24 protein-coding genes and 4 tRNA genes are annotated in these 23,755 nt (G+C 64.1%); 15 read left to right on the top strand and 13 right to left on the bottom strand.

All coding sequences use genetic code 11. The features are described 5' to 3' along the window. The first annotated feature begins 510 nt into the window (after positions 1-510). Positions 511-1,317, top strand: a complete 807-nt coding sequence (locus tag SPYCW_RS05170) for an enoyl-CoA hydratase-related protein (RefSeq protein WP_120215894.1) — start codon at positions 511-513, stop codon at positions 1,315-1,317. Positions 1,318-1,404: 87 nt separating this feature from the next. Here the strand turns inward: SPYCW_RS05170 and SPYCW_RS05165 are convergent, their stop codons facing one another. The 3 genes from SPYCW_RS05165 to SPYCW_RS05155 form a co-directional block, all read right to left on the bottom strand. Next, positions 1,405-2,007, bottom strand: a complete 603-nt coding sequence (locus tag SPYCW_RS05165) for an HD domain-containing protein (RefSeq protein ID WP_120215893.1) — start codon at positions 2,005-2,007, stop codon at positions 1,405-1,407. 71 nt (positions 2,008-2,078) lie between these two features. Next, complete coding sequence (locus SPYCW_RS05160; RefSeq protein WP_172595427.1) at positions 2,079-2,792, bottom strand: hypothetical protein; 714 nt, start codon at positions 2,790-2,792, stop codon at positions 2,079-2,081. Next, positions 2,776-3,336 carry a hypothetical protein gene (locus tag SPYCW_RS05155; protein ID WP_232014837.1) on the bottom strand — a complete coding sequence of 187 codons (561 nt, stop codon included), beginning with the start codon at positions 3,334-3,336 and terminating at the stop codon, positions 2,776-2,778. Before SPYCW_RS05155 ends, SPYCW_RS05160 begins: the two co-directional genes overlap by 17 nt. A 148-nt stretch (positions 3,337-3,484) precedes the next feature. Here SPYCW_RS05155 and SPYCW_RS05150 point away from each other — a divergent pair, with 148 nt between their 5' ends. Beyond that, a complete protein-coding gene (locus tag SPYCW_RS05150; RefSeq protein ID WP_120215892.1) occupies positions 3,485-3,925 on the top strand; it encodes an RrF2 family transcriptional regulator in 441 nt (146 codons plus the stop codon). Between the two features lie 230 nt (positions 3,926-4,155). Here the strand turns inward: SPYCW_RS05150 and SPYCW_RS05145 are convergent. Then, positions 4,156-4,231 (bottom strand) — tRNA-Ala (locus SPYCW_RS05145). A 139-nt stretch (positions 4,232-4,370) separates the two neighbouring features. Beyond that, on the bottom strand, positions 4,371-4,694 hold the full coding sequence (locus tag SPYCW_RS05140) for a TIGR02300 family protein (RefSeq protein WP_120215891.1): 324 nt from the start codon (positions 4,692-4,694) through the stop codon (positions 4,371-4,373). 124 nt (positions 4,695-4,818) lie between these two features. On the opposite strand from SPYCW_RS05140, the gene aroA reads away from it, so the two are divergent. The 5 genes from aroA (at position 4,819) to SPYCW_RS05115 (ending at position 9,781) form a co-directional block, all read left to right on the top strand. After that, on the top strand, positions 4,819-6,147 hold the full coding sequence (gene aroA / locus SPYCW_RS05135; RefSeq protein ID WP_120215890.1) for a 3-phosphoshikimate 1-carboxyvinyltransferase: 1,329 nt from the start codon (positions 4,819-4,821) through the stop codon (positions 6,145-6,147). Then, a complete protein-coding gene (locus tag SPYCW_RS05130) occupies positions 6,144-6,680 on the top strand; it encodes a hypothetical protein (RefSeq protein ID WP_120215889.1) in 537 nt (178 codons plus the stop codon). Before aroA ends, SPYCW_RS05130 begins: the two co-directional genes overlap by 4 nt. Further along, complete coding sequence (locus tag SPYCW_RS05125; RefSeq protein ID WP_120215888.1) at positions 6,680-7,309, top strand: (d)CMP kinase; 630 nt, start codon at positions 6,680-6,682, stop codon at positions 7,307-7,309. The genes SPYCW_RS05130 and SPYCW_RS05125 overlap by 1 nt, the downstream gene beginning before the upstream one ends. Before the next feature lie 274 nt (positions 7,310-7,583). Continuing rightward, positions 7,584-9,296 carry a 30S ribosomal protein S1 gene (rpsA, locus tag SPYCW_RS05120; RefSeq protein WP_120215887.1) on the top strand — a complete coding sequence of 571 codons (1,713 nt, stop codon included), beginning with the start codon at positions 7,584-7,586 and terminating at the stop codon, positions 9,294-9,296. 206 nt (positions 9,297-9,502) lie between these two features. Further along, a complete protein-coding gene (locus SPYCW_RS05115; protein WP_120215886.1) occupies positions 9,503-9,781 on the top strand; it encodes an integration host factor subunit beta in 279 nt (92 codons plus the stop codon). A gap of 198 nt (positions 9,782-9,979) precedes the next feature. Here SPYCW_RS05115 and SPYCW_RS05110 read toward each other — a convergent pair whose 3' ends face one another. Beyond that, positions 9,980-11,497 (bottom strand): serine hydrolase domain-containing protein, encoded by a 1,518-nt coding sequence (locus SPYCW_RS05110; protein WP_145985940.1) that lies wholly within the window; start codon positions 11,495-11,497, stop codon positions 9,980-9,982. 94 nt (positions 11,498-11,591) lie between these two features. On the opposite strand from SPYCW_RS05110, the gene SPYCW_RS05105 reads away from it, so the two are divergent. Next, positions 11,592-12,077 carry a MarR family winged helix-turn-helix transcriptional regulator gene (locus SPYCW_RS05105; RefSeq protein WP_120215884.1) on the top strand — a complete coding sequence of 162 codons (486 nt, stop codon included), beginning with the start codon at positions 11,592-11,594 and terminating at the stop codon, positions 12,075-12,077. A 7-nt stretch (positions 12,078-12,084) separates the two neighbouring features. Here SPYCW_RS05105 and SPYCW_RS05100 read toward each other — a convergent pair whose 3' ends face one another. Further along, the gene (locus SPYCW_RS05100; protein ID WP_120215883.1) at positions 12,085-12,852 is read right to left on the bottom strand and encodes an ABC transporter permease; all 768 of its coding nucleotides are present in this window, start codon (positions 12,850-12,852) and stop codon (positions 12,085-12,087) included. Next, entirely contained in the window at positions 12,849-13,787 is a 939-nt protein-coding gene (locus tag SPYCW_RS05095; RefSeq protein WP_120215882.1) for an ABC transporter ATP-binding protein, read from the bottom strand. Before SPYCW_RS05095 ends, SPYCW_RS05100 begins: the two co-directional genes overlap by 4 nt. A gap of 91 nt (positions 13,788-13,878) precedes the next feature. Between SPYCW_RS05095 and SPYCW_RS05090 the strand changes: the two genes are divergently transcribed. Next, positions 13,879-13,964, top strand: a tRNA-Leu gene (locus tag SPYCW_RS05090). A gap of 14 nt (positions 13,965-13,978) precedes the next feature. Here the strand turns inward: SPYCW_RS05090 and SPYCW_RS05085 are convergent. Next, on the bottom strand, positions 13,979-14,911 hold the full coding sequence (locus SPYCW_RS05085) for a GNAT family N-acetyltransferase (protein ID WP_120215881.1): 933 nt from the start codon (positions 14,909-14,911) through the stop codon (positions 13,979-13,981). Between the two features lie 89 nt (positions 14,912-15,000). Between SPYCW_RS05085 and SPYCW_RS05080 the strand changes: the two genes are divergently transcribed. From SPYCW_RS05080 to SPYCW_RS05070, 3 genes are all read left to right on the top strand, one after another. Continuing rightward, a complete protein-coding gene (locus tag SPYCW_RS05080) occupies positions 15,001-16,503 on the top strand; it encodes an ABC transporter substrate-binding protein (RefSeq protein WP_120215880.1) in 1,503 nt (500 codons plus the stop codon). 40 nt (positions 16,504-16,543) lie between these two features. After that, positions 16,544-16,966 (top strand): DUF4112 domain-containing protein, encoded by a 423-nt coding sequence (locus SPYCW_RS05075; RefSeq protein ID WP_120218116.1) that lies wholly within the window; start codon positions 16,544-16,546, stop codon positions 16,964-16,966. 101 nt (positions 16,967-17,067) lie between these two features. After that, positions 17,068-19,173 (top strand): prolyl oligopeptidase family serine peptidase, encoded by a 2,106-nt coding sequence (locus SPYCW_RS05070; RefSeq protein ID WP_120215879.1) that lies wholly within the window; start codon positions 17,068-17,070, stop codon positions 19,171-19,173. Positions 19,174-19,231: 58 nt separating this feature from the next. Here SPYCW_RS05070 and SPYCW_RS05065 read toward each other — a convergent pair. Continuing rightward, positions 19,232-19,317 (bottom strand) — tRNA-Tyr (locus SPYCW_RS05065). Between the two features lie 80 nt (positions 19,318-19,397). Here SPYCW_RS05065 and rlmB point away from each other — a divergent pair. Further along, positions 19,398-20,165, top strand: coding sequence for a 23S rRNA (guanosine(2251)-2'-O)-methyltransferase RlmB (rlmB, locus tag SPYCW_RS05060; RefSeq protein WP_120215878.1), 768 nt, complete (start codon positions 19,398-19,400; stop codon positions 20,163-20,165). Between the two features lie 92 nt (positions 20,166-20,257). Here the strand turns inward: rlmB and SPYCW_RS05055 are convergent, their stop codons facing one another. After that, the gene (locus tag SPYCW_RS05055) at positions 20,258-20,575 is read right to left on the bottom strand and encodes a 2Fe-2S iron-sulfur cluster-binding protein (RefSeq protein WP_120218115.1); all 318 of its coding nucleotides are present in this window, start codon (positions 20,573-20,575) and stop codon (positions 20,258-20,260) included. 100 nt (positions 20,576-20,675) lie between these two features. Here SPYCW_RS05055 and SPYCW_RS05050 point away from each other — a divergent pair, with 100 nt between their 5' ends. Next, entirely contained in the window at positions 20,676-21,293 is a 618-nt protein-coding gene (locus SPYCW_RS05050) for a DNA-3-methyladenine glycosylase family protein (protein WP_120215877.1), read from the top strand. 267 nt (positions 21,294-21,560) lie between these two features. On the opposite strand, the gene tig is transcribed toward SPYCW_RS05050, so the two are convergent. Both tig and SPYCW_RS05040 read right to left on the bottom strand, forming a co-directional pair. Further along, complete coding sequence (gene tig / locus SPYCW_RS05045) at positions 21,561-23,168, bottom strand: trigger factor (protein WP_120215876.1); 1,608 nt, start codon at positions 23,166-23,168, stop codon at positions 21,561-21,563. Positions 23,169-23,268: 100 nt separating this feature from the next. After that, positions 23,269-23,353: transfer RNA gene (locus SPYCW_RS05040), tRNA-Leu, on the bottom strand. Between the two features lie 169 nt (positions 23,354-23,522). Between SPYCW_RS05040 and SPYCW_RS05035 the strand changes: the two genes are divergently transcribed. Beyond that, positions 23,523-23,741 (top strand): hypothetical protein, encoded by a 219-nt coding sequence (locus SPYCW_RS05035; RefSeq protein WP_120215875.1) that lies wholly within the window; start codon positions 23,523-23,525, stop codon positions 23,739-23,741. Positions 23,742-23,755 lie beyond the last annotated feature (14 nt).

The following is a 23,755-nucleotide window of genomic DNA, read 5'->3' as shown; positions in this document are numbered from 1 at the left end:
TTGCCATCGATCCTCCCTGTCGCGAAGCGATGGGGAGGTGGCAGCGCGAAGCGCTGACGGAGGGGCTTTGGCGCGACCGTTGCGGCCCCTCCACCATTCGCTTCGCGAACGGTCCCCCTCCCCATGGCTTCGCCACAGGGAGGATCTATAGCATCGTCATCCCGGCCTGCGCCGGGATGACGAATTGAGCGTAGCGGTTACCGATCGAAACTAGCCGTCGCCCCCGCGAAGGCGGGGGCCGCTGTCGGTTTACCCAGCGACGCAGGGATAGGCAGCTAGCGGCCCCCGCCTTCGCGGGGGCGACGGTTTTGGTGCGTCCGCTTCCCACCCCAAAGCACCCCCCTTGATGGCTCCGACATCATCTCGTTTTCCCGAATCGGTGCTTTACCTTACGCCGAACCCAGTGGTGCTCCGTAGCCGTTGCCCCCTTCCCCCTTGCACTCGTCGGCCAAATGAGTCACATCTTTACGTGAACGTAAAGGTAAAGTGCCTGCGAGAGGATTCTTCCCCATGACCGACATCCCCACCTTCGACACGATCAAGCTGGACAGCGCCGACAATGTCGCGACCATCACGCTCAATCGCCCCGACCGGCTCAATTCGATGCCGCCCGCGATGGCCGACGATATTCGCGAAGCGCTGGATCATCTGCCGGGTCTCGGCGCGCGCGCGCTGCTGATCACCGGCGAGGGACGCGGTTTCTGTTCGGGCGCCGACCTTGCGGGCGATCGTTCCGCCGGCGGTGCGGTCAGCGGCGGCGCGCGGAGCCGTAACGCCCTGCGCGGGCATTACAATCCGATGCTGCTCGCGCTCGCTAACCTCGACATTCCCGTGGTCGTCGCGGTCAACGGCCCCGCGGCCGGGGTCGGGTGCAGTTTTGCGCTGTCGGGCGATTTCACCATCGCGGGCAAAAGCGCCTATTTCCTCCAGGCCTTCGTAAACATCGGCCTTGTCCCCGACGGCGGCTCGTCATGGTTGCTGCCGCGGCTGGTCGGCGTACCGCGCGCGTTGCAGATGATGATGCTCGGCGAAAAAATCTCCGCTGACCAGGCCGCCGATTGGGGCATGATCTACAAGAGCGTCGAGGATGCCGACCTGCTGACCGAGGCCAAGGCGCTCGCGACGCGCCTGGCGAACGGCCCGACGATCGCGCTCGGCACCATGCGCAAGGTGCTGCGCGACGGGCTGACGCAGGATTTCGCAACGACGCTCGACGCCGAAGCCAAGGGACAGTTCATCGCGGGCGGCACCGCCGATGCGATGGAAGGGATCATGGCGTTCCAGCAGAAGCGCAAGACCGAGTTCAAGGGGAGGTAACAGCACGTCGCCCCCGCGAAGGCGGGGGCCGCTGGCGGATCGATGCGCGGCGATGGCGGCCCCCGCCTTCGCGGGGGCGGCGTCAATCTACTCCGCCGCTTCCTCGACCATCACCTTCTTGTAGATGCTGTTCTTCGGATAGCCGCAAATGCGCATCACCATCGGTTCGAAGAATTCCAGCGGCTCGCTGTCATAATCGGGGTCGAACGCCGGGGCATCATATTTTTCGCAGAATTCGGCGCACGCCGTGTAATGGGGGTGATCCTTGAACTGGTCGCGCATGTCGCGGTCAAGGCCGATATAATGGAAGAAATAATGGCCCTGGAAAATGCCGTGATGCTGGACGATCCACAGATTTTCTTCTGACAGGAAGGGTTTGAGGATCGCCGCCGCGACGTCGGGGTGGTTGAACGCGCCGAGCGTATCGCCGATGTCGTGGAGCAGCGCCATCACGACATATTCCTCGTCGCGGCCATCCCTGTGCGCTCGCGTAGCGGTCTGCAGGCAATGTTCGAGCCGGTCGACGGGGAACCCGCCATAATCGCCGCCCAGCAATTCTAGATGGTCGAGGATGCGCTTGCCATTCTGCGGCGCGAATTCCTTTTGCTCGCGCGCGATAATGTCCCAGTCGTCCTGCGTCCCGTCGATCATCGACCGGAAAGTCGCATGGTCGTGCGTCATCTCGTTCATGGCAGCCTCTCCTCTTTGGCGGCCAATCTACGACATTGGTTTCAGTTTGCAACGCTCCACGCGTGGCCCGATCATTCTTCGGGCGCGTAGGTGACGCCATATTTGAGCGCTTCGTCGAGCGTCAGGCAGCGGCGGGTCGATTTATTCTCCTCGGTCGCCACGGCTTGCTGGCGATACATGACCTCGGTCAGCAATTTTCGCGAGATGCCCATGCGGATCAGGAAATCATTGTCCTCGCTGGCCAGCAGCGCCGAATCCTGTTCGATGTCGCCGATCAGCTCGCGCGTCGCGTCGGTCCCCAACGCGACGCTCATGTCGATCGCCGATCGGTCGCCGGTTCGCGTGAACATGTGAACGATAAACAGCCCGCCGGGGTCGATGACGCGCGGCGCGCCGCCCATGAACACGAAATTGCAGGCGCTGAAACAGGCCCAGCCCGCCGGGATGCGCGTCGTGACCCCCAGGTTCGAGCGGATGATCCGCCCCGCCGCATTGCCGGCGCGGGCATCGCCGCCGGGCGAGCGCAGCCAGATTTCGCTGACATCGGGATTGGCCTTCAACGCGGCGGTCAGCCGGTCGGGAAGTCCGGCATCGATCCGCCCTTCGGCCAGCATGACTTTCATCCCGCCGCGCTTTTCGACGGTCAGCTTCATCGTCGGATGGGCCGACCAGTTGGGATTGAGCGGACAGGTCGGGTTGACCGGATCGACCGCCGTAGCGGCGCTCAGGCTGCCGAGCGCCAGCAGCGAAATGCCGCAGCGCGCTGCCCTACGCCGCCAGGACATAACGCGACTCGCCCGGTCCCTTGCACATGCGCTTCGTCACGCGTGTCTCTTCGCCTTCGACGATGATGAAGTCGTTGACGTTCATGCACTTGCGCCCGCCGCCCTCTTCATTGATCGACGCCACCGTTGACGAGCCGCTGACTTCGGGGCGGGTTGCGCTGGTCCAATTGGCGGTTGCCCCCACCTCTTCGCTGCGCGTCGCTTCCTCGGTTGCGACCGCCGCCTGCACCTGCTCACCGGGGTCGAGGCGGCACGCGATGGCATCGGTCAGCGTCCCGCTGACCTCGGAAATCGGCACATAGCTGTACACGCCAGCCTTGCTCGCTGCATCGCCGACCGCGTCGTTCAGCACATTGCCCAGGATGTTGCGACCGATGCTGTTGCCCTTCTTGCCCTTGGGACAGCCGCCATTGTCATCGCTGCTCGGCTTGGGCGCCGGTGTCGTCACCTTGCGCAGCAGCCCGCCAAATTGTGCCTGCGCGGGGGTAACGGCGAGCATACAAGCCGCCAACATCGCCGGAGCACCCCAGAATTTACGCATCATCCGCTACACCCCAATCGTCGCCACCATCAGCGTCCTGGCCGCGCTTATAGACCGCGTTCATGCCACCCGCTGTGATTTTCATCAACTCCGGGCGAAATGTCATCCCGACAGGTTGAATTAAGCCTGAATATGTCACAGTAAGCCCGCCATGCTTTCGCAAAAGACCCGCTACACGATCCGTGCGTTCCAGCATCTTGCCGATCATTGGGGCAAGGGGCAGGTCCAGCTCGCGGATATTGCGGAGGCACAGAATATCCCGCCCAAATTCCTGACCGTGATCCTGTCCGAAATGGCGCGCGAAGGGCTGCTGATTTCACAGCGCGGGCGCGACGGCGGTTACCAGCTCGCGATCTCGCCAATCGACATCAGCTATGGCGACCTCGTTCGCCTGACCCGCGGTTCGCTGGCGCTCGTGCCCTGCGCGGCGCGCAACGCGCACGAGCATTGCAAGAATTGCCTGCCCGAATCCGAATGCCGGTTGCGCAGCCTGATGCTGAAAGTACGCGACGACACCGCGTCAATTCTCGACCGCATCACGCTGGCCGATCCGATCGCGCTGGAACCGCTGTTTGATGAGGTTGCAGGGTAAAAGGCGCAACGGCTGGTAGCGGCCGACCAGCCGTCGCCCCCGCGAAGGCGGGGGCCGCCGTCGGTTTACGCAGCGGCGAAGGAATAGGCGGCTAGCGGCCCCCGCCTTCGCGGGGGCGACGCTGTATCAACGCCAGTTCCCCACCTTCAAGCCCAGCATCGACGACGCCAACTTGAACCCATCACGTCCAACAAAAAAGGCCCGCTTTCGCGGGCCATTTTTTTAAGAAGTGGTGGAGCCTAGCGGGATCGAACCGCTGACCTCCTGCATGCCATGCAGGCGCTCTCCCAGCTGAGCTAAGGCCCCACATCTTCATTCGACCACCCTCGCCATCAAGGCTGCTGCGATCGGGTTGCCGCCTTTAACAGTGCGGGCGGCTGATGCAAGGGGCCAAATGCATCTCGCGATGCCTTTTTTGGCCCCCTGAAACCAAAGGCGAAATAAATCAGGTTTCGACGTCGTCGTCATCCGCCGTCGCGACGCCCAGATCGTCGTCACCGCCGAGGTCGACGTCATTGTCGGGCGAATCATTGTCCTCGTCGACATCGACGTCCAGATCCAGATCCTCGTCGACCGCGACATCTTCCTTGACGGTCTTGCCGGGCTTTTCAGCCTCGAACGGGGTCGACTGCTTTGATTTCAGCACCGATTCCGGAATCCAGTTATACCCGCAATTGATGCAGCTGACCGGATCATCCTTGGTCAAATCATAGAATCGGGTGGCGCATTTCGGGCAGCTGCGCTTCGTGCCCCATTCAGCCTTGATCATATAAGCCTCGTAACCTTCTGGAAACAGGATAAAAATATCGGAAAGCGACGGCGCCTGAATAGCTATCCGTCAAATCGGCGTGCGCCTTGCCAGATTGTTAGGGCGCTGTCAAAAGCCGCTCGCCATGACCGATCAACCTGCCAGCCCGCGCAGCTTTGCCGCATCCGTTCCGCTCAAAGGTAGGATCGCGATCCCCGGCGACAAGAGCATTTCGCATCGCGCGCTGATGCTCTCCGCGCTGGCGGTCGGGACAAGCCGCGTCACCGGCCTGCTCGAAGGACATGACGTGCTGGCCACTGCCGCGGCGATGCGCGCGATGGGCGCCAGCATCGAACGCCGCCCCGATGGCGAATGGCGAATCGACGGCGTCGGCGTGGGCGGGCTACTCCAACCGCGCGAAGCGCTCGACATGGGCAACAGCGGCACCTCGACCCGGCTCTTGATGGGATTGGTCGCCAGCCACCCGATCACCGCCACCTTTGTGGGCGACGCCAGCCTGTCGGGCCGCCCGATGGGCCGCGTCATCGATCCCTTGTCGCAGATGGGCGCCGACATCACCGCCTCGTCGGGGGGGCGCCTGCCGTTGATGGTGCGCGGTCTCGCTCCGGCCATTCCGATGTCCTACCGCCTTCCCGTCGCGTCGGCGCAGGTCAAAAGCGCGGTCCTGCTTGCGGGACTCAACACCGCTGGCGTCACCGAAGTGATCGAGCCGGTACCGACGCGCGACCATAGCGAGCGAATGCTGCGCGGGTTCGGCGCCAATCTCAGCATTGAAATCGATCCGACCGGCACGCGCCATATCTGCATCATGGGCGAGGCCGAGCTGAAACCGCAGACGATCGTCGTTCCCGGCGACCCGTCGTCGGCGGCCTTCTTCATCGTCGCGGCGCTGATCGTCCCCGGATCCGACGTCAGCATCACCAATGTCGGGCTGAACCCGACGCGCGCCGGGCTGATCGAGGTGCTGCGCCAGATGGGCGGCGACATCGAACTGATCGATCCGCGCGAAGTCGGCGGCGAGCCCGTTGCCGACCTGCGCGTCCGGCACAGCGCGCTCACCGGCATCGACGTCGATCCCGCGGTCGCGCCGAGCATGATCGACGAATTCCCGATCCTGTTCGTGGCCGCGGCGCTGGCCAAGGGCCGCACGACGACCAGAGGGCTCGACGAATTGCGCGTCAAGGAAAGCGATCGGTTGGCGGTGATGGCGACCGGCCTGAAAGCCATTGGCGCGCGCGTGACGGAAGGCGAGGACGGGTTGGTCATCGACGGCAGCGGGGGCGATCCGCTGCCCGGCGGTGCCACCATTGCCGGTCATCTTGACCATCGCATCTGCATGAGCTTTGCCGTCGCCGGACTTGTCACCAGGTCACCGGTGACGATTGACGACATGGCGCCGGTCGCGACAAGCTTTCCCAATTTCGAGACGCTGTTGGGAGAATTGCAGGCATGATCATATATCGCAACGCGGTCGCATGGCCCCTCGCCGCCGCCGCGATGTTGGCCGCGAGCCCGCAGGCGCAGGCAAAGGCAACGATCGCCGATCCCTTGACCCGCGCCGACGCCAGCTTTTCGGCGCACGAGCTGAACCGCGCGGTCGATCCGAAAAAGATCGGGAGACTGGTCAACGAAAAGGATTGCACCGAAACCGCGATCGATTGCGAATGGCAGGACCGCGCCGGTGTCCGCCACATCATTTTCGGCGAGGTGGTCGCGATCAAAATCATCAATGCCGCCGACGTCGGCAACCGCGACATTTCGGCGCTCAATATCGGCACCGCGCGCACGCGGCCCGAGGTCATGGCGCGCGTTCGCGCCTTTTTGCCTGAAATCGCGATCGACTGCCTCGAACCCGGTCAGGCGGGCGAAGGCGAAGGTATCGCGTCGTGCGGCGGCTCGTTCGAACCCGATGGATGGATCAAATTGCTGTTCGGCCCCGATAACCGGCTGACCTTTGTGCGTATCGACGCATTTCAGGGCAACTGATGATCATCGCCGTCGACGGCCCCACCGCGTCGGGCAAGGGCACGATCGCGCGCGCGCTCGCCGATCATTTCGGATTGCCGGTGCTCGACACCGGGCTGCTCTATCGCGCCGTCGGCTATCAGACGCAGCTCGACCATGGCGATGCCGACAATGCCGCTGACGCCCTCGCCGCCTGCGATTTTCCGGACAGCCTGCTCGACGATCCGGCGCTCCGCTATGAAACCACCGGCGGGCTTGCCAGCCGGGTATCGGTGCATCCACAAGTGCGCGCGGCCCTGTTTCAGCGTCAGGTCGATTTTGCCAACCAGCCCGGCGGCGCGATCCTCGACGGGCGCGACATCGGCACCGTCATCGCCCCGCATGCCGATGCCAAGCTGTTCGTCACCGCCAGCCCCGACGTGCGCGCGCGGCGCCGCCATGCCGAGATGCTTTCGCGCGGGGTCGACGTCACCTTTGACGCGGTGCTTGCCGATGTTCACGCGCGTGATGCGCGCGACACCGGGCGCGCCGACGCGCCTTTGCTGCGCGCGCCCGACGCGATGCTGCTCGACAACAGCGACATGCCGCGCGAAGCCGCCATTGCCGCAGCCATTGCGTTTGTCGAAGCGCGCGCTCGCGGCGCCGCCTGAACCTGGCTTTCAACCTTGCGTTTGCGGGGTTTGGGGGCTATAGGCGCGCGGTCCGACGGGCCATAGCGCCGGTCGAGGCATGGACAACCGCCGCCCGAAACCGGGCGTCGGGCGCGACGGGCCTCTCCCGCCGCGCCCCTTTTGCTTTGCCCCTGCCCCGTCCGCTGTGGTCCGAAGGATGTTCTGCATCGCATCCGGCGCGCAGGACATATCGGCCACAAGACCAGCGGAACCAACCGCTTGGCCGGAACAATGAAGTAAGGAACCTGTTTTTATGGCCACTACGGCTTTCCCGACGCGCGACGATTTCGCCGCGATGCTCAATGAATCGCTTGGTGGTGCTGATGGCGGCTTTGAAGGCCGCGTCGTCAAGGGCACCGTCACCGCGATCGAAAACGACCTGGCAGTCATCGACATCGGTTTGAAGAGCGAAGGCCGCGTGCCGCTGCGCGAATTCGCCATGCCGGGCCAGAAGGCCGACATCAACGTCGGCGACGAAGTCGAAGTCTATGTCGACCGCGTCGAAAACGCCAATGGCGAAACCATGCTGTCGCGCGACCGCGCTCGCCGCGAAGCCGCGTGGGACCGCCTGGAAGAAGAATTCAACAAGGAAGCCCGCGTCGAAGGCGTCATCTTTGGCCGCGTCAAGGGCGGCTTCACCGTCGACCTCGGCGGCGCCGTGGCGTTCCTGCCCGGCAGCCAAGTCGACATCCGCCCCGTGCGCGACGTCGGCCCGCTCATGGACCTGCCGCAGCCGTTCCAGATCCTCAAGATGGATCGCCGCCGCGGCAACATCGTCGTGTCGCGCCGCGCCATCCTCGAAGAAACGCGCGCCGAACAGCGTTCGGGTCTGATCCTGAACCTGGAAGAAGGCCAGATCATCGAAGGCGCGGTCAAGAACATCACCGATTATGGTGCGTTCGTCGACCTCGGCGGCATCGACGGCCTGCTCCATGTCACCGACATGAGCTACAAGCGCGTCAACCACCCGAGCGAAGTCATCAACATCGGTGACACGGTCAAGGTGCAGATCATCCGCATCAACCGCGACACCCAGCGCATCAGCCTGGGCATGAAGCAGCTCGAAAGCGATCCGTGGGAAGGCGTCGCCGCCAAGTACCCCGTCGGTGCGAAGCTGTCGGGTACCGTCACGAACATCACCGATTACGGTGCGTTCGTCGAACTCGAAGCCGGCATCGAAGGCCTGGTCCACGTCAGCGAAATGTCGTGGGTCAAGAAGAACGTCCACCCCGGCAAGATCGTTTCGACGAGCCAGGAAGTCGACGTCATCGTCCTCGAAGTCGACAGCGACAAGCGCCGCATCTCGCTGGGCCTGAAGCAGGCGCAGTCGAACCCCTGGGGCGCATTCGCCGACACCCACCCGGTCGGGTCGGTCGTCGAAGGCGAAGTCAAGAATGCGACCGAATTCGGCCTGTTCGTCGGTCTGCCGGGCGACGTCGACGGCATGGTTCACATGTCGGACATCGCATGGGGCATCTCGGGCGAAGAAGCGCTGCACCTCCACCGCAAGGGCGAGCAGGTTCAGGTCGTCGTTCTCGACGTCGACGTCGAGAAGGAACGCATCAGCCTGGGCATCAAGCAGCTTGAAAAGGGCGCTCCGGCCGTTGGCGGTGGCGCAGCCGCTGCCGGTTCGGTGAAGAAGAACGACGTCGTCACCGTCACCGTCCTCGAAGTCCGCGACAACGGCCTGGAAGTGCAGGCCGGCGACGATGGCGCCACCGGCTTCATCAAGCGCGCCGACCTTGGCCGCGACCGCGACGAACAGCGCGCCGAGCGTTACCAGGTCGGCCAGAAGTTCGATGCGATGGTTATCGGCTTCGACCGTTCGAAAAAGCCGAACTTCTCGGTCAAGGCGATGCAGATCGCCGAAGAGAAGCAGGCGGTCGAACAATATGGTTCGTCGGACTCGGGCGCCTCGCTCGGCGACATCCTCGGCGAAGCATTGAAAGCCGGCAAGAAAGATTAATTTCAAACTTGCATAGCGAAACGAACAAAAAGGTCCGCAGAGTGTCCCTCTGCGGGCCTTTTTCTTTTGGTGATATATTTTGACCAAACAGTGATTCGTGATACCTTCGGCGCGCGTTGGGAGGGGTCTCACGCAAGGAATGGACCGGCAACGACCGGACGCCCGCTTTGGCGGGAAACGCGTGACTTATATAATAGGGGAAGCAGATGATCCGGTCAGAACTGGTTCAGAAGATCGCGAGCGAAAACAGCGATTTGCGCGTCGAAGAAGTCGAACGCATCGTCGATACTTTTTTTGATTCCATTGTCGAGCAGCTAGCGGCGGGGGGCCGCGTCGAGCTGCGCGGCTTTGGTGCCTTTTCGACCCGTGCACGCGAATCGCGCACCGGCCGCAATCCGCGCACCGGCGCGTCGGTCGATGTGAAGGCGAAAAACGTCCCTTATTTCAAACCCGGCAAGGAAATGCGCGAGCGCCTGAACGACTGACCTCGCCGGTCGAAGCGGCACCGAACCCGAATACAGACGTTAAGTTTGAGCCGGTTTCCGGCCGAAACCAGCCGCGAAATCGGCCCACCATGCACTGGCGGCGCGCGGCGCTTCGGGCTGCCCGCGGTTGCTGACACGATCGCGGGGCCGCCTAAGATTGTTCATCAGCGGCCCCGTTCGATATGATTCAGGAACCCGTCAGGGCGTTGTCGCACCCACGGCGCGGAGCCGGGCCAGTCCCTCGACCGCATAGCGGTTCTTGGGATCCACCTCGAGCGACCTTTCGAACATCGCAATCGCGCGAACCTTGTCGCCTTCGGCATCGGCAACATCGGCAAGCCCGTCATAGCTGTATGCCGATTTGGGGTATTGCTGCAGATTATATTCGAAAACCGCTTTCGCCTCGGCCAGTCGCCGGACTTCGAACAGGTCATAGCCCATCGTCACGAGCGTTTCGTCGCCGAAGTCATAGGCCGTCGGCGCCGTCCGCTTCAGCTCGGCATGGCGCGCCAGAGCCGCCGCCACGCCGCGATCGCGCATGACATTCCACAGCAGGTCGCCCAATCGTTCGGCCGGCATTTTGTACGGCGCGCCAAAAGCGATCGCCGCGAGGTCGCTGCTCACCCGCCCGGCGTTGGCCCGGTCGCTGTTGCTCAGCACCACCACGGTCAACCGGTCGTCTGGAAAGCGCGCGATATTGGTCGAAAACCCGTTGTCGCTGCCCGAATGAAACTGGATCGGCCGACCATGCCGCTGGCCGATAAACCAGCCATAGCCATAATCCCCCCTGCCCGCGGTAAACATTGCGTCGCGCGACGCGCGCGAGATCAGGCGGTCGTCGGTCAGCGCCTTGTCCCACCGCAGCATATCGCCCACCGTCGAATAGACACCGCTGGAGCCAAGGTCGACGGTCGGGCTAACCAGTCGCGCGCTGATAAAATCGGTTCCAACCGAATAATAGCCGGTCACCCGACCGGGGACGAGCGCGCGCGTGTCACCCCTGTAGGTGCGCGTCATCCCGGCGGGTTTGAACAGCCTTTCGTCGAGATATTGATAATATCCCTGCCCCGCGACGCGTTCGATAACCACCCCGAGCAGCGTATATCCTGAATTGGAATAGTCGAACTTTTCGCCCGGCGCGAAGTCCAGCGGCAAGTCCCGAAACAGCGCGACCAGCTCGGGACGGGTGTAGCTCAGCATCGCCAGTTTCTCGTCCCAACCGGGCAGGCTCGTAAGATTGGGAATGCCCGACGTATGGGTCAGCAGATGGTGCAGCGTGATCTCCTGCCAGCTTTGCGGACAGGTTTCGAGGTACCGGCAGATTGGATCGCTGACCTTCAGCTTCCCCTGCTCCTGCAATTGCAGGATCGCGGTCGCGGTGAACTGCTTGACCACCGATCCCAGCAAATAACTATTCTCGGCCGTGTTCGGCGCCCCCAATTCATAATTCGCCATGCCATAGCTTTTGACGAAGAGGGGCTCGCCATCGCGGGCGACCAGCGCGGTGCCGCTGAACATATCGTTCCGCACCTGCGCTTGCATATAGACATCCATCGCCTGCCATTTCGCGCTGTCGACATCGGCGTGCGACGGCGGTGGAGCCGGTACGACAGCGGGCGCCGCGCTGGTGTGCGCGGCGACGGGCGCGGCGATCGACATTAACGCTGCGCACGACAGCAGCACATGCTGGAACCGGGTCATCTTCACGCTAGCCACTCGATCAATCTCCACGCCAGAATATTGCCACACGAATTTATCTTCATATAAAGATTAATTGCAGCAACTGACCTCGGACAAAGCACCGGTACATATGACGACACCGCCCGATCTGATCGACAATCTGGTCGCCGACTGGCGGCGCGAGCGGCCCGCGTCGGACGCCGAGGCAATGCAGGTCGTCGGCCGGATCATCCGGCTCGGCCGCGTCTATGAACAGGAGGCTTCGCAGTTGTTGCGCACGCACGGCATGAGCTATTCCGACTTCGACGTGCTCGCGACGCTGCGGCGCGCGGGACCGCCCTATGAAAGCGTCCCTTCCCGACTTCAGCACAATGTGCTGCTGACATCGGGCGCGATGACCGCGTGTCTGCGGCGGCTGGAGTGCGCCGGACTGATCGAGCGCGGCACCAGCCCAGACGATCGGCGCAAGCTATCCGCCCGATTGACGCCCAAGGGCTTTGCGATGGTCGAAGAGCTGATCGACGCCCGCTTCGCCTTGGCGCGGCAATCGCTCGCCGGTTTGGGCGCCGATCAGATCGCCGCGGTCGAAGCGGCGCTGCGCCGCCTCGGTCGCTGATCGAGGGTCAGTTCTTGAGCCGGTACCCGGTACGGAACATCCAGAATATCACGCCCAGGCACAGCGCGAAGAACAAGGCGACCGCCGCCATGCTCACCTCGATGCCGACGTCGCCCTTGCCGAAGAAGGTCCAGCGGAACCCGCTGATCAGATAAACGACCGGATTGAACAGCGTCACCGCGCGCCACGCGGCGGGGAGCATGTCGAGCGAGTAGAAGGCGCCGCCCAGGAAGGTGAGCGGATAGATCACCAGCATCGGGATAGCCTGCAACTGTTCGAAGCTCTGCGCCCAGATGCCGATTATGAAGCCGAACAGGCAGAATGTCACTGCCATCAACAGCATGAAGCCGACCATCAGCAGCGGATGCGCGACCTGGACATCGACGAACAGATGCGCGGTCGCAAAGATGATCGATCCGATGATCACCGACTTGGTCGCCGCCGCCCCGACATAGGCAAGGACCGTTTCCAGCGGCGACAGCGGCGCCGACAGCATCTCGTAGATCGTCCCCGTCCACTTCGGCATATAGATGCCGAACGACGCGTTGCTGATGCTTTCGGTGAACATCGTCAGCATCATCAGGCCGGGAACGATGAAGGCGCCATAAGGCACGCCGCCGACTTCGCTCATCCGGCCGCCGATCGCCGATCCGAACACCACGAAATAGAGCGCGGTGGTGATCACCGGCAGCGCCAGGCTGGTCCAGACCGTCCGCCCGAAGCGCGCCAACTCGAACGCATAGATCGCGCGCACCCCGCGCCAGTTCGCGGTCATGCGCCCTCTCCCTTGGTTTCATGCACCAGCCCGACGAAAATATCCTCGAGCGAGCTTTGTTTCGTATGCAGATCCTTGAACGCGATCCCGATGTCGGTCATCCGCCGCAGCAGCGACGGCACCCCCGTCGCCTCCGCCTGACTGTCGAATTCATAGACGAGTTCGTGGCCGTCGCCGGCAAGTACCAGTTTCCAGTCCGCCAGTTCCGCGGGCACCGCCGCGATCGGTTCGGCAAGGTTCAGGGTCAGCGTCTTGCGCCCCAATTTCTTGATCAGCGCGTGCTTTTCTTCGACCAGGATCAACCGGCCCTTGCTGATCACCCCGACCCGATCGGCCATTTCCTCGGCCTCTTCGATATAATGGGTGGTCAGGATGATCGTCACCCCGCGCTCGCGCAGCCCGTGGACCATCTGCCACATGTCGCGGCGCAGCTCGACGTCGACCCCCGCGGTCGGCTCATCGAGGAACAGGATTTCGGGCTCGTGGCTCAGCGCCTTGGCGATCATCACGCGGCGCTTCATGCCGCCCGACAATTCCATGATCTTTGACCCGCGCTTGTCCCACAGCGACAGGTCGCGCAGCAATTGTTCGATGAACCCGGGATCGCGCGGTTTGCCGAACAAGCCGCGCGAGAAGCTGACCGTCGCCAGCACGGTTTCAAACGCGTCGGTGTGCAATTCCTGCGGCACCAGTCCAATCATCGTCCGCGCCGCGCGATAATCGCGCGCATGGTCATGCCCCGCGACGGTCACCCTCCCCTCGCTGGCGGTCACGATGCCGCAAACGATGCTGATCAGCGTCGTTTTGCCCGCGCCGTTCGGCCCGAGCAGCGCGAAAATCTCGCCCTTGTTGATCGAAAGGTCGACGTCGCTGAGTGCGACATGGCCGCTTTTATAGGTTTTCCCGAGCCCGGAAATTTCAAGAACTGCTGTCATGTTCGCGGTCTAGCCGAGCAGCATCGCCGGGTGAAGCGGCAAACATTGCTTGACCTCAATCGACCCATCGGCTTGACCGGCACCGCCCCGTGCGGACGTGGCGAAATCGGTAGACGCAGCAGACTTAAAATCTGCCATCCTCTGGATATGCGGGTTCAAGTCCCGCCGTCCGCACCAGCAATCCAGTCCCGTCAGCGGCGGATAAGTGCCTTCACTTTGGCACGCAGTCCCAGATGGTCGAGCACCGCCTTGCCACGCGCCGCCGCGCTGTCGATTCCCTGCATCGCCGCCAGTGTTAGCCGGTTTCGCAGCGTCGGGCGGAGTATGAGTATATCGGCGCAGGCGATGGTCGCGCGGCCGAACTGCGCCTTGTGCGCGCCATCGCCTTCGGTGAAATCGAAGGCGCGAAAGCGGTTTTCGCCATATAGCGCGCGCATCGCCTCGACATGCAAGACCGTGCCGGGCGAAAGATCGGCGTAGTCGGGATCATAGCCAAGATAGGCATAGACCAGCACGTCGTGCTCGACCGGCAGATACAGATAGGCGATCGCCCGCCCACCCGCGAACAACAGAAAGGCGCGGATCTTGTCGTCCGCAGCGGCGGCAACCGCCTGCGCAACGTCCGCCACGTCGCAAGGGAGCCCGGCCTGCATCAACCGGGCCTGATAGGTGCGGCGCGACAGATCGCCCGCGATCGCCATGAATTCGGCGACCTCCGCCGCAGTGCGATATGAGCGTACGGTGAAACCACCGTCGAACTGGTCGCCCAGCCGCCGCGCCTTGCGCGACAGCGTCGAACGGGTCTTTGACGAAAACCCCTGCCACCAATCGTCGAAACTGCCGCCCTGCATCGCGATATAGTGGCGCGGATAATGCTGGCGGACGGCGAACAGCCAGCCGCCGAGTTGGGCGCGGAGCGCGGGCAGATGCTGCGCCGGCAGCGACCGCAGCAGCCAGCCGTCGCGCCCTGCCGGCGGCAGCACGGCCGCGCCCCCTGCCAGGGCGGCGTCCAGCCCGTGCGGGACCACGCTCAATTGCCGCCGGACATGCCCGACCGCGCGCCCGGCCACCTCGACGCGCAGCGCCACCGATTGCCCCGGTAGTTGGTCGCCCTGCCCGTTCATTCTCTCACCATTTGCGACGATAGCCCTATTCCGGTTTCGCAGCCTTTGGTTATGATTGGCTTACGCAGACGAAAAGGACCAGACCAGGAATGACGGCGGCAGGCAGATATCGGCGCACCACCATGCTGATGGCGGCGGCAGGCCTTGTGCTGACCGTGTCGAGCTGCGGCCTCTTCGGAGAGGCGGGCCCGGTGCGGATCGCCGCGATGGGATCGATCAACCCTGCCGCCAGTCCGCTGAACGGCGAATTGTCCGCGACCAACGCCGCGCTGCTCGACGCGACGTCGCAGGGGCTGGTCAGCTATGATGGCGAGGGCCAGATCGATACCGGGCTGGCCGATCGCTGGACGGTGACCACCGACGGGCGAAGCTATATCTTTCGGCTGCGCGAGGCAAAGTGGGGCAACGGTCGCAAGGTGACGGCTCAGGATGTCGCGGCGATCCTTCGCACCTATCTGGCCCCGGCGAGCCGCCACATGCTGAAAAACGACTTCCCGGAAATCGAGACGATCCGGGCGATGACCGACACGGTGATCGAAATCCGGCTGTCGGTGCCGCAGCCCGCGATTCTCGAACTGCTGGCGCAACCGTCGATGGCGATCGTCAACAAGGGGATGGGATGGGGTCCGATGCGCGCGCGCAGGATCGGCCGCGCCATCCTGCTGTCGCCGGTGCCCGATCCGCTCGCGGAAGACCCCGCCGCCGCCGAAGCCGCCGCCAATGATCCCGCCGCGTCGATCGAGCTTGTCGGCACCTCGCCCGCCGGGGCGCTCGCGCGGTTCAAGAACGGCTATGCCGACGGGGTGGTCGGCGGCCGATTTTCGACCCTTCCCTATTTCGCCGCATCGAACATCGCGCGATCGCGGCTAGTCGTCGACCCCGCGCCCGGCCTGTTCGGCCTGTCGTTCGTCCGCGCCGAAGGGTTTCTGGCGACCGACACCAATCGCGACGCGCTGACGCGTGCGATCCGGCGCGAGCGGCTGGTCGAAGCGTTCGGGCTCGAAGAATGGCAAGCGCAGCTGACCTTGCGCCCCGTGGTCCATGTTCGCAGTGGCGGCCCCGCGCCGTTGCAGCCGGCATGGGCCGACTATGACGATGCGTCGCGGCAGGCGCAGGCAAAACGCGTCGTCGACGCGTGGCGCGCGGCGGGCCGCGAGATCGAGCCGATCCGCATCGCCGTCCCCGATTCGCCGGGCGGGCGCATCCTGTTCGCTTATATCGCGGCCGATTTCACCGCGATCGGCGTTCCCAGCCGCCGGGTGGCGATGGCGTCGACGGCCGACCTGCGCCTGATCGACGAGGTAGCGCCCAATGACGATCCGCTGTGGGCGCTGCGCCGCCTGTCGTGCCGACGCGACACGCTGTGCAATCGCGAGGCACAGGATCTGATCGAACAGGCGATGCGCAACATCGACGTCGGCCAGCGGTCGGCCCAAGTGACCGAGGCCGAGGTCCTGCTGGCGCGCTATACCCCCTTCATCCCCCTCGCCACCCCGCTCCGCTGGTCGGTCGCCGCGCAGCGTCTGACCGGCCTGCGCGCGAACCCGCGCGCGCAGCACCCATTGAATCACGTGATCGCCGCTCCCAACTAAAATGACGGCGCCAATCTTGGCGCTTTATGAAAGCACGCCCATGGCCCCTTCGCCGCCCAATCCCGACGCCATTTTCGACGCGCTGATCCCGAACCGCACCGACCCTGCGGCGCTACGCAAGCGCGTCGAGACGCTGGAAGTCCTGCTCGAACGCAGCTTCGTCATTCCTGGCATCAATCGCCAGGTCGGCCTCGACGCCGTCGTCGGTCTGGTACCGGTGGTCGGCGACGTCATCGCCGGACTGATGGGCGCCTATCTGATCTGGGAAGCGCGCAATCTGGGCATGCCGAAATGGAAGCTGTGGCGCATGGCCGGGAACGTCGGCGTCGATACGGCGCTGGGCGCAATCCCGCTGGTGGGCGACGCGTTCGACCTGTTCTTTCGTTCGAACAGCCGCAATCTCAAGATCATCAAGCGCCACCTCGACAAACATCACCCCGGGACGATGATTATCGATCAATAGCCCCGTCTTGGCGCGGAACGAAACGACACCGGGTAGAGCCTTCCCCTTGGGTGTCTGATGATGCTAGCACAGCGTCACCATACCCCAGGGGAGATATATTGATGATCCGCGCCAGCATTGCCGCGCTTGCTCTCAGCTGTTCGTTCGGGGCGGTCGCCGCCGCGCAAGAATCCGATCCCTATCTGTGGCTGGAAGACATCGAAGGCGAAAAGGCGCTCGGCTGGGTCAAACAGGAAAATGCCGCCACCGACGCGCTGGTCGTCAATCGCCCGGGTTTCGAGGCCGATCGCAAGCGCGCCCGCGACATTCTGGACGATGATCGCCAGATCGCGATGCCCGGCGGCGTGATGGGCGACATGATCGTCAACTTCTGGCGCGACGCCGCCAACCCGCGCGGGCTGTGGCGGCAAAGCCCGCTCGATGCCTGGCTGGCTGGCAAGCCCGAGTGGACGACGCTGATCGACGTCGACGTACTGGGCAAAGCCGAAAAGCAAAGCTGGGTGTGGCACGGCGCCGAGTGCTTGGCGCCCACCTATACCCGCTGCCTCGTGTCGCTGAGCCCCGGCGGCACCGACGCGGATGTCGTGCGCGAATGGGACCGGACGACCAAAAGCTTTGTCGAGGGCGGGTTCACCGTGCCGCAGGCGAAAAGCAGCGTGACGTGGGAGGATGCCGACACGCTGCTGGTGGCGACCGATTATGGCGCGGGCAGCATGACCGCGTCGGGCTATCCCCGCATCGTCAAGCGCTGGAAACGCGGGACACCGCTGGCCGCCGCCGAAACGGTGGCAGAGGGTGAAACCGAAGACGTCGGGATGAACGTCTTTGCGCTGACCGATGGCGACCGGCGCTGGCCGATGATCAGCCGCGGCAAGACATTCTACACCGCCGACATCAAGCTGCGCAGCGGCGACGGGTCGCGCTACATCTCCACCATCGTCCCCGACACCGCGAGCATCCGCGACGTGATCGGCGGACAGCTCATCATTTTCCTCAACCAGCCATGGTCGGGCATCCCCGCGGGATCACTCGTCTCGCTGTCGCTCGCCGACATGGCCGCCGACCGGCAGGTGCCGATCGTCACGGCGATGACGCCGACCAGCGCGCAGGCAATCGAGGAGGTGTCGGCGACCGACAATATCCTGTGGGTCAAGGCGCTGGACGACGTCGAAGGCAAATTGTTCGCGCTGCGCCGCAACCCGGCAACCGGCCAATGGAGCCAGAAGGAGGTGCCGCTGGCCGCCAACGCCACCGTCGGGATCGCCGGGACGGTCGGCAAACGCGACCTTGTGCTCGCTACCGCCGAAACGATGCTGACCCCGCCGACCCTCTACGCAGTGGCCGAAGACAAGGCACCGCAAGCGGTACAGAGCCTGCCCGCGACCTTCGACGCCGCGGACATGACCGTCGAGAAGCGCTTTGCGACGTCGAAGGACGGCACCAAAATCCCCTATTTCCTCGCCCGCAAAAAAGGCGCCAGCGGCCCCGTCCCCGCGCTGGTCCATGCCTATGGCGGTTTCCGCGCCGCACAGACGCCTGGCTATCTCACGGGCCAGCCTTACCGCGCCGGCCCGCTCGGCCTGTACTGGGTCGAGGGCGGCAATGCCTATGTCCTCGCCAACATCCGCGGCGGGGGCGAATATGGTCCGGCCTGGCATCAGGCGGCGCTGCGCGAAAAACGCCAGAACAGCTTCGATGACCTGCACGCCGTGGCCGAGGATCTGGTCGCCGCCGGGATCAGCGCGAAAGGCAAGATCGCGATTTCGGGCCGCTCGAACGGCGGCGTCCTGGTCGGCGCCGCGATGACTCAGCGCCCCGACCTCTATGGCGCGGTCATCTCAGGATCGCCGATCAAGGATATGTGGCGCTATGACAAGATGCTCGCGGGCGCGTCATGGGTCGCCGAATATGGCGATCCCGACGTTCCCGAAGATTGGGCCTTCCTGTCGAAATATTCGCCCTATCAGGCACTGCGCAAGGGCGTGAAATATCCGCCGATCTTCCTTTACCTGTCGACCAAGGACGACCGCGTTCATCCGGGGCACGCCCGCAAATATGCGGCGCGACTGAAGGAACTCGGCAACAGCGTCTATTACCACGAATATATCGAAGGCGGCCACTCGGTCGGCGCCGACCACGCCGAAGACGCGGTCCGCGCCGCGATGCTCCACGCCTTTCTGCTGCGGGAACTGGTGGAGAGAAAATAACGCGATCACCCCGGAGCCTCTCGGGCTCCGGGCCATTGCTGGCATCGATCGAAGAGGGTGGTGGACAGGGCTGGATTCGAACCAGCGTACGGAAACCCGGGCAGATTTACAGTCTGCTGCCTTTAACCACTCGGCCACCTGTCCATGGGGTCCGCTTTGGGAAGCGGTCCAATGGCGAAACGATGCTTGCCTGTCAATGGCAGTCGTGGGAAAGGCGCCCCATCATGCGTCAATTTTCTCGCCATCGCCGTCCCGCCGGGCAAAGCCAGCGCGGACAGGCCATTCGCTTCTGGGGTCGCCACGCCGTGTTGGCGGCGCTCGCCAACCCCGAGCGCACCGTCAAGCGCATCTGGGGCACCCGCGATGCGCTGGGCCAGCTCGATCTGCCGCCGGTGGTGCCGATCTCCTATGCCGACGTCACCGACCTCGCGCGACTCGTTGCGCGCGATGCGCCGCACCAGGGACTCGTGATCGAGGTCGATCCGCTGGAGGGCATCTACCTCGGCGACCTGTTGCAGGAAGAGGTCGACGCCGAAAGCAAACGTCCGCTCGTCATCCTCGACCAGGTCACTGACCCGCATAATATCGGCGCCGTGCTGCGGTCGGCGGCGGCGTTCGACGCGGCGGCGATCATCACGCAGGATCGGCACAGCCCGCCCGAAAGCGGCGTGATCGCGCGATCGGCGTCGGGTGCGCTGGAGACGGTGCCATGGGTGCGCGTCGTCAACCTGTCGCGCGCGCTGGAGGAAATCGCCGAGGCGCAATATTGGCGCATCGGGCTGATGGGCGACACCGAAACGACGCTCGGCTCGACGCTCGACGGCAGCAAGGTCGCGCTGGTGCTGGGGTCCGAGGGCGACGGCATGCGGCACAATGTCATGGAGCATTGCGACGTACTGGCCAAGCTGCCGATCTCGCCGCGGATGGAGAGCCTCAACATCTCGAACGCCGCGGCGATCGCGCTCTACGCGGTCGCGGCGGCGGGCAAGTAAGCGTCGCCCCCGCGCAGGCGGGAGCCCTTGTCGGCCGTGTCCTTCGCCGCGGCATAAACCTCTAGCGGCCCCGCCTTCGCGGGGGCGACGTTTTAGTCCTCCGCCGCGATCCGCACCTTCAACCCATCCAGCGCCTCGCTGAACGGCAGTTGGCACGACAGGCGCGAAGTGGCATCGCGGTCGGTGGTCGAATCGAGCAGGTCGTTCTCGTCCTCGCTCATCGCGGGCAGTTGATCGGTGGCGCCCGCCTCGACATGGACATGGCACGTCGCGCACGAACAGCACCCGCCGCACAGCGCCAGCAGTTCGTCAAACCCGGCGTCGCGGATATTTTCCATCACCGTCAGGCTGGTGTCGCCCTCGATCTCATGTTCGGTTCCGTCACGCGTCACGACAATCAGCTTGGCCATGCTAGTCCCCATATCTTCGAAGTTGCTGGCGCTATGTCGCGCGTTGCGCGCCAAATCAAGCGCTGCTAGTGACGATCAGAGGAACAAAAAGGGAATATATATGGGTCTGTCGCAAGAACAGCTGAACGCCGGAATCGACGCACTGGCGGCGCGCGACGCCAATTTTGCCCGCGCGCTCGGCAACGCGGGCTACCCCGAACCGCGCATCCGCGCGCCGGGCTACACCACCCTCCTCCGCACGATCGTCGGCCAGCAGGTCAGCGTTGCCGCCGCGACCTCGATCTGGAACAAGCTGGAAGCGCAGTTTGGCGCAGGCTGTCCTGCCGAGGTGGTGGCCGCCGCTGATTTCGATACGCTGCGCGCCTGCGGCCTGTCGGGGCAGAAGCAGAGCTATGCCAAGAGCCTCGCGCAACTGATCCTCGATGGCGAGCTGAAGTTCGACGCCCTCCCCGCCGACGACGAGGACGCCATCGCGCTGCTCACCAAGGTCAAGGGCATCGGCCGCTGGTCGGCGGAGATTTACCTGCTCTTCGCCGAAGGACGCCCCGACATCTGGCCCGCGGGCGATCTTGCGGTACAGGAAGCGGTGGGCCGCATCCTCCAACTCGGCGCGCGCCCGAGCGAGAAGCAGGCACGCGAACTCGCCGAACCCTGGCGCCCGCACCGCGGTGCCGCCGCGATCTTCAGCTGGCATTGCTATAATATGGCGGTGATTTGAAGTTCATCGTCAAATATCCCTCCCCCTTGATGGGGGAAGGATACGTAGCCTTATCGCGAAGCGATTAGGCGAAGTTGGATGAGGGTGAGGGCCCGTCATCGCCCGTCGCTTCAGGCCGACAGCGCACCCCCACCGCTGCGACTAAGCCAGCGAGCTGGCAAGTCTCGCTGCCTCCCCCATCAAGGGGGAGGGTTACACGAAATCCAAAAAAAAAGGCCGGGTGGAGCATCCTCCACCCGGCCTTTTCGGTGATCCGTCAGCCGAAGCTTATTTCTTCGCCGCGGCCTTTTTCGCCGGAGCCTTGGCGGCGGGCTTTTCTGCTGCGGCCTTCGCCGGAGCAGCCTTTTTCGCCGCAGCGGGCTTCTCTTCGGCTTCAGCCTTGGCGGCGGCCTTCTTCGCCGGAGCCTTCTTGGCGGGAGCTTCCTCGGCCTTGGCTTCTTCCTTCACCTCGGCCTTCTTGGCCGCGGGCTTTTTCGCTGCCGCCTTCTTGGCCGGCTTGTGGTCGTGGTCGTGGCCGCAGCCCGGGCCGTGGACATGGCCGCTGTCGTCGTCGGCTTCGATCGCTGCTTCCAGCTCTTCGCGCGTCACTTCGCGGTCGCTGATCTCGGCCTTTTCGAACAGGAAGTCGACGACCTTGTCTTCATAGAGCGGGGCGCGGAGCTGGGCCGCGGCGAGCGCGTCCTGCTGCACATATTCCATGAAGCGGCCGCGATCTTCGGGGCGATACTGCTGCGCAGCCTGCATGATCAGGCGCTGCATTTCCTGCTGGCTGACCTGCACGCCATGCGCCTGGCCGATTTCCGACAGCAGCAGGCCCAGGCGCACGCGGCGCACCGCGATCGCGTGATAATCGTCGCGGTCGGCTTCCAGTTCGGCCTTTGCCGCAGCGGGATCGTCCTCGCGCTCGACTTCCTGTTCCAGCTGCTGCCAGATCTGACCGAATTCGGCCTCGACCATCGTCGGCGGCACGTCGAAGTCGTGGGCAGCGGCGAGCTGGTCGAGCAGCTTGCGCTTCATATAGGTGCGCGTCAGGCCGTTCAGTTCCTGCTCGACCTGATCCTTCATCAGCTCTTTCAGCTTGTCGAGGCTTTCGAGGCCCAGCGATTTCGCAAACTCGTCGTCGATCTTCGACGCCGCCGGAACCTTCACTTCCTTCACCGTCACGGCGAATTCTGCCTTGGCGCCTTTCAGATTCTCGACCGGATATTCGTCGGGGAAGGTCACCTTGACGGTCTTTTCGTCACCGACCTTGGCGCCGATCAGCTGGTCTTCGAAGCCCGGGATCAACTGGCCCGAACCGATCTCGACCGCCATGTCTTCGCCGGTGCCGCCGTCGAAAGCAACGCCGTCGACGCTGCCGGCGAAGTCGATGATGACCTGATCGCCGGTGGCGGCCTTCTTGGTCTTGGGCGCTTCTTCAAAGCGCTTCATCTGCGCCGCGAATTCCTCGATCTTGGCCATCACCGCCTTGTCGTCGGCGGGGACCGTCAGCCGCTCGAGCTTCAGACCGTCGATCGACGGGGTTTCGATGTCGGGCAGCACTTCCAGCGCCACGGTCAGTTCAGCATCCTGGCCCGTTTCATAACCGTCGGCCAGCGTCACCGCCGGCTGCAGCGCCGGGCGAAGCTTTTCCTTGGCCATCAGGTCGCGGACGCTCTGATCGATCGCCTTGTTCAGCGCGTCGGCCGACAGCGCGGCGCCGTGCATCTTGCGGATCAGGTTCGGCGGAACCTTGCCGGGGCGGAAGCCGGGCATCCGGACGGTCGGGGCGATGTTCTTCACCTCGTCGTCGACGCGCGCGTCGATATCCTTGGCGGTGATGGTCACGCGAAATTCGCGCTTCAGGCCTTCGTTCAGCGTTTCGACGGTCTTCATTGCCTTGGTCTTATCCTTGCTCAAAATCTCGTATCGATGAACCCCGGCCATATGGCGGGGTTCCCCTATCCCGGCTGCATCCCCGTCAGATCGTCGGAACTGGTGCGGGCGAAGGGACTCGAACCCCCACATCTTGCGATACTGGTACCTAAAACCAGCGCGTCTACCAATTCCGCCACGCCCGCAGAGGCTGTCGGCCGGGTGCACAAAGCCGCGCGCTGTGCCGCGCACGCCCGTGCGGGCCGCGCGGGGCTATAGCAGACGCGGCGCCGAGGGCAAGCGCCGAAAGCCCGACAATTCGGCGGCGGGAACGCGCGTCACGCCCGTTCGTTGTTGGGGACAAGGAGAGCCCCAATGACCTTTGCATCCAGCCTGCACGTCCGCGCCACCGACCCCTTTCCCAAACCCAAGCCCGACACCATCGAGCCGATGGCGCCGCCCGAGCATCCGGTGCAACCGACCCCGCAGGAAGACCCGGCGGGCCAGCCGCAGGAAATCCCCGGCGGACCCGGCGGCGGCGACATCGACGAACCGGGCCGCGGCCCCGACGAAGTCCCGCCGCAGCAGGTCTGAACGGTCGCGTTTAC

This window comes from Sphingopyxis sp. EG6, from assembly GCF_003609815.1.
GTDB lineage: Bacteria > Pseudomonadota > Alphaproteobacteria > Sphingomonadales > Sphingomonadaceae > Sphingopyxis.
Note: the sequence above shows the minus strand (reverse complement) of the source record. Positions and strands in the feature narration are given on the sequence as shown.